General features: G+C 71.4%; 6 protein-coding genes. All 6 read right to left on the reverse strand.

Annotated features, from left to right (window positions below):
* Positions 1-97: 97 nt before the first annotated feature.
* Positions 98-4381 carry a discoidin domain-containing protein gene (locus tag ACIBPB_RS14260; protein ID WP_396840027.1) on the reverse strand — a complete coding sequence of 1428 codons (4284 nt, stop codon included), beginning with the start codon at positions 4379-4381 and terminating at the stop codon, positions 98-100.
* A 90-nt stretch (positions 4382-4471) separates the two neighbouring features.
* The gene (locus ACIBPB_RS14265; RefSeq protein WP_396840028.1) at positions 4472-7372 is read right to left on the reverse strand and encodes a discoidin domain-containing protein; all 2901 of its coding nucleotides are present in this window, start codon (positions 7370-7372) and stop codon (positions 4472-4474) included.
* A gap of 112 nt (positions 7373-7484) precedes the next feature.
* Positions 7485-9071 (reverse strand): glycoside hydrolase family 13 protein, encoded by a 1587-nt coding sequence (locus ACIBPB_RS14270; RefSeq protein ID WP_396840029.1) that lies wholly within the window; start codon positions 9069-9071, stop codon positions 7485-7487.
* Between the two features lie 187 nt (positions 9072-9258).
* On the reverse strand, positions 9259-10146 hold the full coding sequence (locus ACIBPB_RS14275; RefSeq protein ID WP_396840030.1) for a carbohydrate ABC transporter permease: 888 nt from the start codon (positions 10144-10146) through the stop codon (positions 9259-9261).
* Between the two features lie 12 nt (positions 10147-10158).
* A complete protein-coding gene (locus ACIBPB_RS14280; protein ID WP_396840031.1) occupies positions 10159-11115 on the reverse strand; it encodes a carbohydrate ABC transporter permease in 957 nt (318 codons plus the stop codon).
* Between the two features lie 82 nt (positions 11116-11197).
* A complete protein-coding gene (locus tag ACIBPB_RS14285) occupies positions 11198-12577 on the reverse strand; it encodes an ABC transporter substrate-binding protein (protein ID WP_396840033.1) in 1380 nt (459 codons plus the stop codon).
* Positions 12578-12857 lie beyond the last annotated feature (280 nt).

A 12857-nucleotide genomic window follows, 5' to 3' on the forward strand; every position in this document is an offset into this window, starting at 1 on the left:
CTCGATCCGGTCCGTCGCGCCAGCCTATCGATCCAAATGACATTTATCTATGCCTTCCGCCGGGGGGACGCGGCGGTCCCCCCGGCGGTCGCGGCGATCAGTTGCGGTTGATGGTGAAGGTGCTGGTGGTGTTCCGGATGTCCTGGTAGTTGTCGGTCAGCCGGAGGTTGGTGAAGGTGGCCGAGCCGACCGCCGGGCCCTGGTCGGGCTCGGGCAGTTCGTTGACCCAGATACCGAACCCGGACCTGGCGTCGAAGGCGTCCCCGCTGCGCCTCGCCCCGGAGATCGACACGTTGGTCAGCACCGTGTCGGTGACCGGGTTGTCCGGCCGCCCGTTGGTGTACTTCGTCTGGAACATGATCCCCGAGTACGTCGGGTCGACGATGTCCACGTCGGACACGCGGATGCCGCGGAACTCCTTGGAGGCGGAGAAGAGCCACATCGCCGGGAACGTCTGCTGGCCCCAGAAGTGCCCGCCCGAGCGGACCAGCGAGACGTTCTGCACCACGGTGGGCGGGCTGGCGCCGAACCCGACGAACGGGTAGCCGAAGTCCAGCGAGCTGATGGTCACCCCCGAGTACGTCAGCTGGTCGGCGATGTGCAGGTTACGGAAGACGTTGTCGTAGCCGCCGTACACCGCGATGCCGGCCGCCCGCCAGGTCAGCGTGGCGGTCAGGTTCTCGAAGACGTTGCCGTGGTTGCCGGTCGTCGCGCCCTGGTCGGTGGCCGAGAAGAGGGCGAACGCGTCGTCCCCGTTGGACCGCCCCTCCGAGTTGGTGACCAGGTTGTCCGTGCTGCCGTTGGTCATGTTGACCGCGTCGGCGAAGGTGTCCCGGAACCGGCTGTCCCGGATGGTCAGCCCGCTGACGCTCACCCCCCAGTACGCGCAGACGGTGTGCTCCACCCAGACGCTGTCCAGGGTGAGGTTGTCGACGTCCTTCAGCTCGCCCCACACCTTGCCCGGCCCGTCGATCCGGTTGGTGTAGTTGCCGAAGAACGCCAGGTGCGCGAACGTCGACCCGCTCGCCGACGACTCGACCCGGAAACCGGCGTCGGTGTTCTGCTGGTTGGTCGGCGTCTGGAACCGGGTGTACCACATGCCCGCGCCGACCACCTGGACCGGCTTGCCGTACACCTGGAACTTCTGGGCGGTGTCGTAGCTGCCGGGCGGCAGGTAGACGCCGACCAGGGTGCCGGTGCTGTCCATCCGCACCGCGTCCAGGGCGTTCTGCACGTCGGCGTGGCTGAAGCCGTTCGGCACCGCGAAGCGGGCCGGGTCCGGGTTGGCCCGCGGCGACACCAGCTCGGTGTTGACGAAGTCGATGGCGTACGTGCTGGTGTTCGCGGGGTCCTTCTGCAGGCGGATGGTGGCGCCCGCCGGCACCGTCGCGTTCAACATCACGTTGGCCTCGTCGTACAGGTGCCGGGGCGCGCCGGCGCCCGGCGAGTCGCTCGGGCCCGACTCGGCCCCGTACAGCCAGATGTGCTTCGAGGTCAGGTTGATCGGCTTGTGCAGCACCCCGTTGACGTAGATGTTCAACGTGGCGTCGATACCGCCGCCGCCGGCCGCGTCCGGGATGGAGAAGCGGGTGACCAGGGTGTTGGTGGCCGCCCGGGTGGTCCACTCGACGTACGCGCCGGTGCTGTTGAGGGTGACCGCCCGCCGGCCGGACGCCTCACCGGCCAGGTCGCCGATGGTGCGGTTCGGTCCGAGCACCTGTGCCCCACCGCCGGTCCGCCCGTCCTCGGCCTCGTACGTGTCGTACGGCAGGTTCGCGCCGCGCCCGACGAAGAGCGACCGCTGCGTGGTGTTGTTCTGCTGCTTGACCGGCAGCTCGTTGCCGTCCGCGGCGAGCACCACCCGGACGGTGTACCGGCCGTTCGCCGCCGTCCAACTGCCCAGGCTCACCGGCGGGCTGGTCGCCCCGGCCGCCAGGGTGCCGCTGTAGGACCCGGTGAGGGTGCGGACCACCGTCCCGGTGTCGGTGAGCAGGGTGAGCGTGACGCCGTGCGCGCCGGCCGCGGTGGCCACCGTGCCCTGGTTGCGCAGCGCCACCGAGAAGCTCACCGCGGCCCCGGCGCCGGGCGTGCCGGGTGACCAGGTGACCGCGCCGGCCACCAGGTCGGAGCTGGCCACCGGGCGGACCGTCAGCGCGGCGGTGCCGCTGTTGTTCGACTCGTCCTGCTCGATGACGGTGTTCGTCTCGTCGACCGTGGCGGTCACCTGGTAGCTGCCGGCGTCGCGCACGCCGAGGTTCGCCGAGACGGTGGCGGCGGCGCCGGCCGCGAGGGCCCCGACGGCCGCGCTGCCGACCCGGGTCGTACCCAGGTAGAAGGTGACCGCCGAGGCGGCGGCCGGCGCGGTGCCGGCGTTGCGGACGGTGGCGGAGAGCGTGACCGGGTCGGTCTCCACCGGCGCGGCCGGGGCGGCGGACACGGCGGTGACGGTCAGGTCCGGATTCGGCGCGGGGGTGCCGATCACCTGGAGTTCGGCGACCTGCCCGTTGCTCGAGCCGGAGTTGGCGGTGAACTGCAACCGCAGGTCGGCGGTGGTGGCGGCGACCGGGATGGTCACCGTGTTGCTGCTGGCCGGGCTGAACGAGTACGTCGCCGCGCCGACCAGGGTGGTGAAGCCGGCGGCGGACTGCTCCCGGCCGAGCACCTGGAAGGTCTGCGTGCGCGGCCCCCAGATCGGGTCCGGGTTGAGCTTCACCACGACCGCCGTGACGGCGGCGTTGGCGCCGAGCGCGACGGTCAGCGTGCTCGGGTACGCCCCCGGCGCGCCCTCCCAGTAGGTGGTCACGTCGTCGTCGTTGGCGTTGGCGGCGGTGAAGACGTGCACCACCGAGCTGGCGGTGATCGGTTTGCCGGCGGCCAGGTTGCGCCCGCTCGGGGTGCTGCCGGTGCGGGTGACCGTGGCGGAGGTGGCCGAGACGTTGCCGGCGGCGTCCCGGGCCCGCACGTGGTAGGAGACGGTGGCGCTGTCCGGCTGGCTGTCGGTGTAGCTCAGGGTGGTGCCGTTGACGCTGCCGCGCAGCACGTTGTTGGCGTAGACGTCGTAACCGGTGACGCCGACGTTGTCGGTCGACGCCGTCCAGGTCAGCCGGATCTGCCCGGCCGCCGGCTGGGTGTACGCGAGGTTGCCCGGCGCGGTGGGCGCGGTGGTGTCGCCGGTGTTGCCGGTGCGGGTGACGGTGTTGCTGGCGGCGGACTGGTTGCCGGCCGCGTCGTGGGCCCGGACCTGGTAGGAGACGGTGACGCCGGCCGGTTGGGTGTCGGTGTACGACAGGGTGGACGCGCCGACGCTGGTGCGCAGGCTCCCGTTGGCGTAGACGTCGTAGCCGGTGACGCCGACGTTGTCGGTGGCGGCGGTCCAGGCCAGCCGGACCTGGTCGGCGGCGGGCTCGGTGAGGGTCAGGTTGCCGGGGGCGCTGGGCGGCTGGGTGTCGCCGGTGGCCGGGCCGTAGACCTCCAGCTCGGCGAGTTGGGCGGCGGGCCAGCCGGTGTTGGCGGTGACCAGCAGCCGGACGTACCGGGTGGTGGTGGCGCCGAAGGTGACGGTGACCGTGTTGGCGCTGCCGGGGTTGAACGCGTACCCGGCCGAGGCGACCAGCGTGCCGAAGCTCGCGCCGTCGGTGCTGCCCTGCACGGTGAGCGTCTGGCTGCGCGCCGGCCAGTCGGCGGGGAGCTTGAACACCACCTTGTCGACCGCGACGGCGCCGCCGAGGTCGGCCCGGAGCCACTGCGGGAACGCGTTGTTGGCGCTCTCCCAGTAGGTGGCCGGGTTGCCGTCGACGGCGTTGCCCGCGCCGTAGACGTCGGAGTGGCTGCTCTCGGCCATCGGCCGGCCGAGGGCCAGGTTGGTGGAGGAGGTGGCCGAGCCGTACACCTCCAGCTCGGCGAGCTGGGCGGCGGGCCAGCCGGTGTTGGCGGTGACCGCGATCCGGACGTAGCGGGTGCTGGTGGCCGGGAAGCTCAGGGCGACCGTGTTGCCGTTGGCCGGGCTGAAGCCGCGGCCGGCCGAGGCGAGCAGGGTGCTGAAGCCGCCGCCGTCGGTGCTGCCCTGCACGGACAGGGTCTGCGTGCGCGACTCCCAGCCGGCCGGGAGCTTCAGCACGACCTGGTCGACGGACCGGGCGGATCCCAGGTCGACCTGGGCCCACTGCGGGAACGCGCTGCCGGCGCTCTCCCAGTAGCTGCCGGCGCTGCCGTCGGTCAGGTTGCCGGCGGTGTACGGCCCGTTGGCGCTGCTGGCGGTGGCGGTACGGCCGAGGGCGAGGTTGGGGCCGCCGGCCGCGGCGGCCGGCGAGGAGGGCGGGGCCGTGGCGGCCAGCGCGACCGCGGCGAGGACCGCGACCAGGCGGGTACGGAATCTGGACATGGTGGAGGGACACCTGCTTCCGGGGACGTGGAGAGGTGGGGTGGTGGGGGTGGTCGGGGTCCCCGCCGCGCCGCGGGGACCCCGGGGCGGTCAGCCGGCGTACACCTCGAACTCGCCGAGTTGCCCGGCCGGCCAGCCGGTGTTGCCGGTGAAGGTCAGCCGCAGCTGCCGGCGTCCGGCGGACGGGACCGTGATGGTGGCGGTGTTGCCGGTGGCCGGGTCGAAGGTGTAGCCGGTCGCCGCCTTGAGCGTCGTCCAGGTCGACCCGTCGGTGGAGCCCAGCAGGGCCACCGTCTGGGTGCGGGTCTGCCAGGCCGACGCGGGTGGCAGCCGCAGCACCACCCGGGACACCGGGTACGTCGCGCCGAGGTCGACGGTGAGCGACTGCGGGAAGGCGTTGTTGGCGCTCTCCCAGTAGGTGCCGGGGTTGCCGTCGACGGCGTTGCCCGCGCCGTACACGTCGGCGTGGCTGGTCTCGGTGACCGGTCGCCCGGCGGCGAGGTTGCCGCTCGGCGGGGGCGGGCTGGTCGGCGGCGCGGTGGTGGGCGGGGGCGTGCTGGCCGGCGGCGGGGTGGTGGTGGTGGTGCCGCCGTACACCTCGAACTCGGCGGCCTGCCCGGCCGGCCAGCCGGTGTTCCCGGTGACGCTGACCCGGATCTGCCGGCGGTCCCCGGCCGGCAGCGGGATCGACACCGTGTTGCCGGTGGCCGGATCGAAGGTGTAGCCGGCCGAGGCCTTGAGCGTGCTCCAGGTCGACCCGTCGGTGGAGCCGAGCACCGACAGGGTCTGGGTCCGCCGCTCCCAGCCGGGCGGCAGCTTCAGCACCACCCGGTCGACCGCGCGGGCCGCGCCGAGGTCGACGCTGAGCGTCTGCGGGAAGGCGTTGTTGGCACTCTCCCAGTACGTGCCGGCGCTGCCGTCGACCGCGTTCGCGGCCGCGTACGTCTGGGTGCTGCTCGACGCGGTGGCCGGCCGGCCCAGGGCCAGGTTGCCGCCCGGCGGCGGGGTCGTGGCCGGCGGCGTGGTCGGCGCCGCAGTGGTGGGCGGCGGAGTGGTGGGCGGCGGAGTGGTGGGCGGCGGTGGGGTGGTCGGCCCGTTACCCCACTGCGGCTCCGGCCACGGCCCGCAGTACGGGCTGGCCGAGTACCAGCCGGAGTTGCCGGCGCCCTGGGTGATCTGGAAGCCGCTGCCGACGCAGTTGTACATCGGGTTGGCCTGGGCGATGCCGGTGGCCCGCACCCCGGTGAAGCTGACCTGGCTGGGCGCCTGCACCTGGAGCGCGAAGGTGCCCGCCCCGTCGATGCGCACGTTGGTCAGGTTGATCCCGCTGGTCTGCCCCTCGATCCAGTGCAGCGCCGCGTACGAGCTGTCCAGGATGTCGGTGTCGGTGACGTTGATGGTGGCGCCCTGGATCGGCTCGTTGAGCGCGGAGAACCAGAGCGCCCCGACGCCGAACCGCCAGTTGTAGTCGGAGTTGCCGTTGCGGATCAGGGTGTTGCGGGCCAGCGTGATCGTGCCGGCGACGGCGGTCGGCCCGGTCACCCCGGGATAGCGGTTCGCCACGTGGATGCCGCCGCCGTTGGTGACCGAGTCGGCGGTCACGTTGTCGGTGATCCGGATGTCCCGGCCACCGTAGGTGACCAGGTTGTTGGCCAGGATGGTGACGCCCACGGTGTTGTGCGTGAAGGCGTTGTTGACGTTGGGCCCGCTCTGCGCCCACATGGCCAGCCCGTCGTCGCCGGTGTTGCGGACGAAGGTGTTGGTCACCGTGGAGTTGGTGACCCCCCAGTGGAAGTTCACCCCGTCCGCGGTCTGGTCCAGGATCCGGCTGTTGCGGATCGTCAGGTTGTCCATCGGCCCGTCCATCCAGGCGCCGACCTTGGTGTGCTGCAACCAGAGGTTGTCCACCACCGAGTTCGACATCGCCCCGCCGAGGGCGTTGACCTGGTCCTCGTCGACCCGCTCCCGGATGTCGCCGATGATCGCGAAGTCCCGCAGGGTGACGTTGCGGCTCGGTCCGCCGGCCTCGTGCGGCCGGATCTCGCCGCTGTAGCCGCCGCCGGGGACGTACCGGCCGTAGATGCCGGCCGCCCGCTTGCGGTCGGTCGGGTGCCGGCCGCCGAGCACCGAGTACCAGGGCCCGGCGCCGCGCAGGGTCACCCCGTCGACCACCACGTGGTCCCAGAGGGTGAAGGTGCCGGCGGGGATCCAGACCGCCTTCCCCTGCGCCTTGCCGGCGTCCACGGCGGCCTGGAACCTCGCGGTCGAGTCGGTGGCGCCGGTCGGGTCGGCGCCGAAGTCGGTGACCACGTCCAGCACCCCGGCCGGCTTGGGGATCTCCGCGCCGACCAGCTCGAAGTCGGCCAGGTCGATGGTGAACGTGGGCGACTGCGCGGTCGAGGAGACCTGGAGGCGGATCTTCGTGCCCGCCGGGTACGTGCTGCCGAGCCGGGTCCGGGCCTCGTCGTAGAAGTGGTGCGGGTTGGTGTCGCCCGGGTTGTTGTTGAACGGGTATCCGCCGTAGTACCAGCCGTACCGGGAGGTGACCGGGACCGCCTTGACCAGGGTGCCGTTGGCCCGCAGGTCGATGGTGGCGTCCCGGCCGGTGCCGGCGGCGCTGTCCGGCAGGCTGTACCGGAAGGTGACGGCGTCGGCCGGGGCGGTGAGGGTGAACTCGACGTACTCGCCGACGGCGTCGAGGGTGACCGCCTCCCGGCCGGAGGCCTCCGACGGGAGGGTGCCGTAGTGCCGGTCGGGACCGATCCGGGTGCCCGTGTGGGTGGCCCGCTCGGCCTCCTGCTCGATGAAGGGGACGGTGGCGCCGCGACCGGCGATCTCGAACGGGGACAGGCCGGCGGCCCGGGCCGGGGCGCCGGTGGAGGTGAGCGCCACCACGGTGACCGAGGTGGCGGCCAGCGCGGCGGCGGCCAGGGTGGCCAGCCCGGCGCGGAGGCGGCTGCTGCCGAGGTGCGGGGTGGTGTGGTCGGCCATGAGGGGTGTTCTCCCTTTCGTCAGGTGGCCAGGTCCCCCGTGTCTGGTTGCTCCTCCCCCTCCTTTCCTCGGGGGTGCCGGCGGCCGGGACGGGCCGCCGGCACCCGGCGGATCAGCCGGTCCGCAGCCAGACGGCCGTGTCCGGCGGCAACCGGTCGTCGTCGAGCGGCGCGCTGGCCAGCAGCGGCTCGTGGTGCGGGGGTAGCGGCACGCTGGTGTCGGAGAGGTTCACCAGGCAGGTGAAGCCCGGGTCCCGGCCGAAGGCGAGCACCCGGTCCGGGGCGGGCAGCCAGGTCAGCGTGCCGTCGCCGAGGGCCGGTTCGCGCCGGCGCAGCGCGATCGCGGCCCGGTACAGCTCCAGCATGGAGTGCGGGTCGCCGGTCTGGGCGCGCGCGGTGCGGTCCTTCCAGTCGGCGGGTTGGGGCAGCCACGGGGTGACCGTGGCGCCGTCCGGGCTGAACGCGAAGGGCGGCGCGTCACCGCTCCAGGGCAGCGGGACCCGGCAGCCGTCCCGGCCGGGGTCGACCCGTCCGGAGCGTTCCCACATCGGGTCCTGGCGCAGCTCGTGGGGGATGTCCTCGACCTCCCAGAGCCCCAGCTCCTCGCCCTGGTAGACGTAGGCGGCGCCGGGCAGGGCCAGGGAGAGCAGGGCGGCGGCCCGGGCCCGGCGGGTGCCGAGTTCCAGGTCGGTGGGGATGCCCTCGCGTTTGGCGGCGAAGCTGAACGTGGTGTCGGCCCGGCCGTACCGGGTGACGTGCCGGGTGACGTCGTGGTTGGACAGCACCCAGGTGGCGGGGGCGCCGACCAGCGCGTGCGCCGCCAGCGTCCCGTCGATGCTCTCGCGCAGCGCCGCGGCGTCCCAGGCGCAGCCGAGGAAGTCGAAGTTGAACGCGGCGTGCAGCTCGTCCGGGCGCAGGTAGTTGGCGAACCGCTGCCGGTCGGGCAACCACACCTCGCCGATCAGGGCCCGGTCGCCGGGGTAGCCGTCGGCGATCCGCCGCCAGGCGCGGTAGACCTCGTGCACCCCGTCCAGGTCCCGGAACGGGTGCGGCCGGTCCGGCCGGGTCTCGGGCAGTGTCCCGTCCTTGACCAGCAACCCGGCCGAGTCGATCCGGATGCCGTCCACCCCCCGGTCGAACCAGAACCGCAGGATGTCCTCGAACTCGGCCCGCACCCGGGGGTGGTCCCAGTTGAAGTCCGGCTGCTCGGGGGCGAACAGGTGCAGGTACCAGTCGCCCGGGGTGCCGTCCGGGTTGACGGTCCGGGTCCAGGTCGGGCCGCCGAACTCGCCGACCCAGTCGGTGGGCCGCTGGTCGCCGTCCGGGCCGCGGCCGGGACGGAACCAGAACAGCTCCCGCTCGGGCGCGCCGGGCCCGCCGGCGAGCGCCGCCTGGAACCAGGGGTGCAGGTGCGAGCAGTGGTTCGGCACCACGTCGACGATCGTCCGGATGCCGAGCGCGTGCGCCTCCGCGATCAGCGCCTCCGCCTCGGCCAGGGTGCCGAAGACCGGGTCGATGTCGCGGTAGTCGGCCACGTCGTAGCCGGCGTCGGCCATCGGCGACGGGTACCAGGGGCTGAACCAGATGGCGTCGACGCCGAGCTCGGACAGGTGGGTCAGCCGGGACCGGATGCCCGCGATGTCGCCGACGCCGTCACCGTCGCCGTCGGCGAAGCTGCGCGGGTACACCTGGTAGATCACCGCTCCACGCCACCACGGAACGCTGTCTGCTGTGGACACGAGCACCTGCTTTCTGCGTTGGTACGTCGGCGGGTTCGCCGGACCGGGATGTGTCGGTCGAACGGTCGTTGTTCGCCCGGGAGGTCGCGCTGGGTGGTGCGCCGGCGCGGCGGCCCCGCCGGCGGGGCGCGGTCCGCCGCGCCGGGGGCTATCCCTTGAGGCTGCCTGTGGTCAGGCCGGACATGATGTTCCGCTGGAAGATCAGGAAGATGACGACGGTCGGGATCGCGGCGATGACCGAGGCGGCGATCACCACGTTCATGGGGGTGCCGCCGGCGAAGGCGTAGATGCCCACGCTGACCGTCCGGGTATCCGGCGACGGCATGACCAGCTTCGGCCAGAGGAAGTCCTTCCAGACCGCCGTCACCGCGAAGATCGAGACCACGCCGAGGATGGGGCGCGACATCGGCAGGATGATCGACCAGAGCGTACGCAGCGGGGTGGCCCCGTCCACGAAGGCCGCCGCCATGAGGTCCTCCGGGATCGAATCGAAGAACCGTTTCAGCAGGAAGATGTTGAACGCGTTGGCGACCAGGGGCAGCCAGATGGCGAACGGCGAGTCGAGCAGGTTGAGGTGCAGGATCGGCACGTCGATCACCGTCACGTACTGCGGGACGATGAGGACCATCGCCGGGATCATGAGGGTCGCCAGCATGAGGCCGAGGATCGCGTTGCCGAAGATCGGCCGGAGCTTCGACAGCGAGTACGCCGCCGCCGTGTCCAGGACGAGTTGGAACAGCACCGCGCCGGTCGCGTAGTAGAAGGTGTTGAACAGCAGCTTGGCCAGGTCCAGGTTCTGCCACGCGTCGACGTAGTTCTGCGGCTGCGGGTCCTTCGGGAACAGCGACGGGGGCGTCTGCGCGATCTCCTGGCCGGACTTGAGGGCGCCGGTGACCATCCAGTAGAGCGGCCCGATGAAGACGAGCGTGAACACCACCACGACGACGGCGAGCAGCGTCCAGTAGATCACCCGGCCGCGTCCCCGGGTGAGCTGGGCGGAGGAGATGAGGGTACGGGTCCCGGAGTCCTGGGCCATGGGTCGTCCGTCCTAGTCCTGTTTCGCGGTCAGCCGCAGGTAGCCGGCGGAGAAGCCGGCCAGCACAACGAGCATGATCACGCCGAGCGCCGCGGCGCCGTTGAGGTCGTTCTGGAAGAAGCCGTGCTGGTAGATGAGGTACGCCACCGACGTCGCCGAGTCCCCGGTGCCCGCGCCGTTGGCGAGGATCAGCGGCTCGATGAAGAGCTGCATGGTGGCGACGATCTGCATCATCGCCAGCAGCGCGAGGATCAGCCGGGTCTGCGGGATGGTCACGTGCCGGATCCGTCGCCAGATGCCGGCGCCGTCGAGTTCGGCCGCCTCGTAGAGGTCGCCGGGGATGTTCTGCAGCGCGGCCAGGTAGATCAGCACCGCGCTGCCCATGTTCATCCAGGTCGACGCGAGCACCATGGCCGGCATGGTCATCCCGGGTGACTGCATCCACTCCGAGGTCGGCAGGTGCAGCGCCGCGAGGACCGCGTTGAACAGGCCGGCCTCGCTGGGGTCGTAGGCGTAGAACTTGAACAGGAAGAGCGCCGAGGCGGGCGGCAGCATCACCGGCAGGTAGACCAGGATCCGCAGGTAGCCCCGGGCGTGGCGGAACTCGTTGAGCAGGATCGCCACGAAGAACGGCACCGCGTACCCGAGGACCAGCGCGAGGAAGGTGAAGTAGAAGGTGTTCTTCCACGCGGTCCAGAAGCTGGGGTCCGCGACGATGCGGGCGTAGTTGTCCCAGCCCACCCAGGTGGTCTCGCCCCGCCGGGTGCGCTGGAAGCTCATCACGACGCCGCGGACCATCGGGTACCAGGAGAAGACGGCGAAGCAGCCGACCGCGCCGATCAGGAACGCGTGCCCGCTGAGGTTGTCCCGTACCTTGCGGCCCAGGCTGGTCCGCCGGGACCCGGGCGGGTACGGCGTCTGGGGGCGACCCGGTTGCCTGGTGGTACCCGGGACGGTGCTGATCGCCAAGGCTTCTCCTGCGGACGTTCGGTGACCGGACGGGACGGGCGGGGTGTGGGGGCCGGCGCGCCGGCCCCCACACCCGTGCGGCTCAGCTGGCGGCGGCCAGCAGCTGGTTGACCTTGTCCTCAGCCGTCTTGAGCAGCGCGTCGATGTTCGCGTTCGGGTTCGTCAGGACCCCGGACATCGCCGCGTCGAGCACCGCGTAGATCGCCTGCGCGTTGCGCGGCTCGCCCTTGATCGGCACCGGGTTCGCCTCGAAGATCGCGAAGTTGACGGTGTCCACGTTTGCGTTCGCCTTGCGCAGTTCGAGCTCCTGCTTCTGCGCGTCGCTGCCGTTGGCGAACAGCAGCGGCTGGGGCAGGCCCACCGGGTAGTTCTGCGGCTTGGCCCGGACGTAGTCGAGCTGGCCCTTGCCCGGCGTCAGCTTCTGGTAGGCGATCCACTTCAGACCGGCCTTGACCTGGTCGGGGGTGAGGCCCTTCTTGAAGAAGTAGCCCTCGCCGCCGCCGAGCGTCCCCTTTGCCGGGCCGTCCTGGCCGGGCAGCGGCGCCATCGCCCAGTCCTGGAACTTGCCCTGGAACTGGCTGACGATCGCCTGGGTGGTGTCCGGCGCGCCGATGAACATGCCGACCTTGCCCGCGCCGGCGTTGGTCAGCAGGTCGCCCCACTGGAGCAGCTGGCGGCTGCCCATGCTGTTGTCGCCGTACCGCATGTCCTTGAGGTTCTGCAGGACCTGCTTGCCCATGGCGTTGTTGAAGTCGGCCTTCTTGCCGTCCGCGGTGAGCACCTGGCCGCCCTGCGAGTAGAGCAGGGAGGTGAAGTGCCATCCGCCGGTGTTGCCGGCGCTGTACTCGGAGTAGCCGGCGATGCCGTTGCCCAGGGCGGAGATCTTCTTCGCCGCGGCCCGGACGTCCGCCCAGGTCTTGGGCGGGTTGTTCACGTCGAGGCCGGCCCGCTGGAAGAGGACCTTGTTGTAGACCAGGCCCATCGAGTAGTTCTTCACCGGGACGGCGTAGAGCTTGCCGCCGTCGGTGAAGACCTCCTTGAGCGCGGGGTCGACGCTGTCCCAGGTGGGGATGGTGTCCTTGGTGGCGTACTCCGTGATGTCCATGGCCTGGCCGGAGTCGAGCACCTGTTGCAGGTCGGTCATGTAGCCGTAGAAGACGTCGGTCACCGTGCCGCCGGCGAGGCGGGCGGTGAAGTCCGGCGGGTTGTTGCACTGCTCGCCGACGCTGACGCTCTTGATGACGATGTTCGGGTTCTGCTTCTGGAACTCGGCGACGTCGTCGTTCCAGTTCTTCAGCAGTTCCTTCTGGGCGCCGACCGGCTGGCAGTCGACCGTGATGGTGACCTTGCCGCTGGCATCCTTCGCCGGGTCGTCGCTCTTCGTGGAGCAAGCCGCGAGGCTGAGCCCCAGGCCGGCCACGAGCGCTAGCGCCGCAGCCTTCCGGTACTGCGGTACGGACATCTGTCCATCCCTTCGGGAACGGGTGTATCCACGGCCTTCGCTGATCTGCGCTGAACGTCACCGCGGGGATGCCGGTCGAGCCGCATCCGCCGCCGGACCTGTCCCTGGTGGAGCGTCGGGCCAGGTGTGAGTGGAGTCACCGTAGCTATCCGAACTAGTTTCCGCAAGGTTTCGATCGTGAGCTGAAAGAACGCGACTTGTGACCGGAAGAGGGGGACCACGCAGGCGCCGACGGGTCCAGCGCCGGGCGGCCGCCGGACACGAAAAACGGCCGCCGACC

The sequence above is a fragment of the Micromonospora sp. NPDC049836 genome (genome assembly GCF_044465125.1).
In the GTDB taxonomy this organism is placed as follows: Bacteria; Actinomycetota; Actinomycetes; order Mycobacteriales; family Micromonosporaceae; genus Micromonospora.

Coding starts and splice junctions, on each gene's coding strand:
- ACIBPB_RS14260 (WP_396840027.1), bottom strand. CDS start 4,381: ATGTCCAGATTCCGTACCCGCCTGGTCGCGGTCCTCGCCGCGGTCGCG.
- ACIBPB_RS14265 (WP_396840028.1), bottom strand. CDS start 7,372: ATGGCCGACCACACCACCCCGCACCTCGGCAGCAGCCGCCTCCGCGCC.
- ACIBPB_RS14275 (WP_396840030.1), bottom strand. CDS start 10,146: ATGGCCCAGGACTCCGGGACCCGTACCCTCATCTCCTCCGCCCAGCTC.
- ACIBPB_RS14285 (WP_396840033.1), bottom strand. CDS start 12,577: ATGTCCGTACCGCAGTACCGGAAGGCTGCGGCGCTAGCGCTCGTGGCC.